The sequence below is a fragment of the Azohydromonas sp. genome (assembly GCF_035325925.1).
Taxonomy (GTDB): domain Bacteria; phylum Pseudomonadota; class Gammaproteobacteria; order Burkholderiales; family Burkholderiaceae_C; genus Calidifontimicrobium.
Genome location: NZ_DAOKZA010000110.1, coordinates 1 through 2,219 on the forward strand (window position 1 = coordinate 1; position 2,219 = coordinate 2,219).

At 70.9% G+C, this 2,219-nt stretch carries 2 protein-coding genes and 1 pseudogene; 2 read left to right on the top strand and 1 reads right to left on the bottom strand.

Features of this window, described 5'->3' with window-relative positions; genetic code table 11:
- Together PKC53_RS18905 and PKC53_RS18910 are read left to right on the top strand one after the other, a co-directional pair.
- Positions 1-246: pseudogene (locus PKC53_RS18905) on the top strand (ABC transporter permease); the annotation flags it as partial.
- A 53-nt stretch (positions 247-299) separates the two neighbouring features.
- Positions 300-1,454, top strand: a complete 1,155-nt coding sequence (locus PKC53_RS18910; RefSeq protein ID WP_324431464.1) for a BMP family ABC transporter substrate-binding protein — start codon at positions 300-302, stop codon at positions 1,452-1,454.
- A 21-nt stretch (positions 1,455-1,475) separates the two neighbouring features.
- Here the strand turns inward: PKC53_RS18910 and PKC53_RS18915 are convergent.
- The coding region (locus PKC53_RS18915) for a DNA polymerase IV (RefSeq protein WP_324431465.1) at positions 1,476-2,219 on the bottom strand (744 nt) is incomplete at its 5' end.

The following is a 2,219-nucleotide window of genomic DNA, read 5'->3' on the forward strand; positions in this document are numbered from 1 at the left end:
CTGGCGCTGACCACCTTCGCCACCTGGCGGCCGGCGCGCGTGCTGCTGGGCGCGTACCTGTTCGGCGGCGTGACGATGCTGCAGTTCTCGCTGCAGGGCATGGGCGTGCAGGTGGCCAGCCAGCTGCTGGCGATGCTGCCGTACCTGGCCACGATCGTGGTGCTCGCGCTGATCAGCCGCAACCCGCTGTGGATCCGCATCAACATGCCCGCGTCGCTCGGCAAGCCGTTCCACCCGGGCACATAATTCGCCGCTTCCGGCGCCTGCAGCGCGTCGAACCTCACCAGGAGAGCGATTCCATGACCGATCTGTCCAAGCGAGCCCTGATCCGGCTGGCCGGCGCCGCCGGCGTCGTCGCCACCGCCGTGCTGGTGGGTTGCGGCAAGAAGGAGGAGGCGCCTGCGCCGGCGCCCGCCCCGGCGCCGCAGGCCGAGGCGCCGAAGCCCGAGCCGCTGAAGGCCGCGTGGGTCTACGTCGGCCCGGTCGGCGACGCCGGCTGGACCTTCGCGCACGACAACGGGCGCAAGTCGGTCGAGCGCGAGTTCGGCGACAAGGTCGTGACGACCTACGTCGAGAAGGTGCCCGAGGGGGCGGACGCCGAGCGCGTGATCCGCGACCTCGCGCAGCAGGGCAACAAGATCATCTTCGCGACCTCGTTCGGCTTCATGGAGCCGATGGTCAAGGTCGCCGCCGAGTTCCCCGACGTCAAGTTCGAGCACGCCACCGGCTACAAGACCGCGCCGAACCTGCGCGTGTACGACGCCAAGTTCTACGAGGACGCGTACATGGCCGGCGTGATCGCCGGCAAGATGACCAAGACCAACACGCTGGGCTTCGTCGCGTCGTTCCCGATCCCCGAGGTGCTGCGCAACATCAACGCCTACACGCTGGGCGCGCAGAGCGTCAACCCGAAGGTGAAGACGCGTGTCGTGTGGGTCAACACCTGGTTCGACCCGCCGAAGGAGGCCGACGCCGCGCAGAGCCTGATCAACGGCGGCGCCGACGTGCTGCTGCAGAACACCGATTCGAGCGCAGTGCTGCAGACCGCCGAGAAGAACGGCAAGTTCGCGTTCGGCTGGGACAGCGACATGAGCGCGGTCGCGCCGAAGGCGCACCTGGCCAGCTGCATCGTCGACTGGGGGCCGTACTACATCCAGTCGGTGCGCCAGGTGCTCGACGGCAGCTGGCAGACCGGTCGCACCGTGTGGGGCGTCAAGGAGGGGCAGAACGCGCTGGCGTCGATCGCCGACTTCGTGCCCGACGACGCGAAGGCCAAGGTCGCCGAGGTCAAGGACGGCATGAAGGCCGGCACGTTCGAGGTGTTCACCGGCCCGATCGTCGACAACACCGGCAAGGAGCGCCTGCCCGCCGGCCAGCAGGCCGACCAGGACTGGAAGGACAAGGTCGACTTCTACGTCAAGGGCGTCGAGGGCAAGGTGCCCAGCGGGAGCTGACGACCGGGCCCGCCGGTGCCTTCAGCGCGCTGCGCCCGCGGCGCGCTCCAGTGACGCGACGCGCACGCCGAGCAGGCGCAGCCGGCGGTCGAACTCGACGCGTTTCAGGCACTGTCCGGCGGCGCGGCGGATCGCCGCCGCGTCGGCCACCGCGTCGTCGAGCGTGAGGTCGCGCGTGACGGTGCGGAAGTCGTCGAAGCGCAGCTTGACGCCCACCGTGCGGCCCGCGTAACCCTTGCGCTGCAGGTCGGCGGCGACACGCTCGCACAGCGCGGTGAAGATGCGCGACAGCTCGGCGCGGTCGCGCCGGGCGTGCAGGTCGCGCTCGAAGGTGGTCTCGCGGCTCATCGACACCGGCTCGCTGGCGGTGACGACGGCCCGCTCGTCGCGCCCGTGCGCCGCCTCGTGCAGCGAGCCGCCGTAGCTGGCGCCGAAGTGCTCGACCAGCCAGCCGCGGTCGCGCTCGGCGAGATCGCCGACGGTGGTGATGCCCCACTGGGCGAGCTTGGCCGCGGCCTTCGGGCCGATGCCGTTGATGCGCCGCACCGGCAGCGGCCACACGCGCGTCGGGACGTCGTCCTCGGTGAGCAGCGTCAGCCCGTCGGGTTTGTCGAGCTCGGAGGCGATCTTGGCCAGCAGCTTGTTCGGCGTCACCCCGACCGAGCAGGTCAGCCCGGTGGCGCGGCGCACGTTGTTGCGGATCTCCTGCGCCAGCGCGCGCACGCCGCCGAACGGGTCGTGGCCGACCGCGTCCTGCGCGCCGGG

Excerpts from the sequence above, each read along its gene's own strand:
- PKC53_RS18910 (WP_324431464.1), top strand. The coding sequence starts at position 300 with ATGACCGATCTGTCCAAGCGAGCCCTGATCCGGCTGGCCGGCGCCGCC.